Source organism: Pseudoalteromonas sp. GW168-MNA-CIBAN-0100 (assembly GCF_040309225.1).
Lineage (GTDB): Bacteria > Pseudomonadota > Gammaproteobacteria > Enterobacterales > Alteromonadaceae > Pseudoalteromonas > Pseudoalteromonas arctica.
On sequence record NZ_JBEOOL010000278.1, the window covers coordinates 1 to 339 of the forward strand.

General features: G+C 44.0%; 1 protein-coding gene. It reads right to left on the reverse strand.

Annotation, left to right across the window (positions count from 1 at the left end; all coding sequences use genetic code 11):
- A partial coding sequence (locus AAEY62_RS21105) for a BCCT family transporter (RefSeq protein ID WP_350636288.1) occupies window positions 1–339 on the reverse strand: 339 nt, incomplete at both ends.

The window sequence follows — 339 nt, forward strand, 5'->3', positions numbered from 1 at the left end:
CATATACACTATGCCAGTCAGGCTGCCTAAAATAGCCCAGGCTAAAAAACCCCAATGCATAAAGCTTTGCGCTAAAGCATTAAATGCAGCCTCTTTAGTGCCTGATTCACCACCAAAAATTGGCGGCGGCGAAATAAAATGTGCCATTGGCTCAGCAGCAGCCCAAAACACCCCGCCACCAGCAAGGAGTGTACACATAATAATGCTGATCCACTTAAAGGTAGTAATCTCTGGCTTTTTTAAGCCACCTAATACCACTTTCCCGGTACGTCCAAAGGCTAAAAACAACCCAATTATAAAGGTCGAAAGCAATAATATTTGCCAAAAGGCACCAAACGT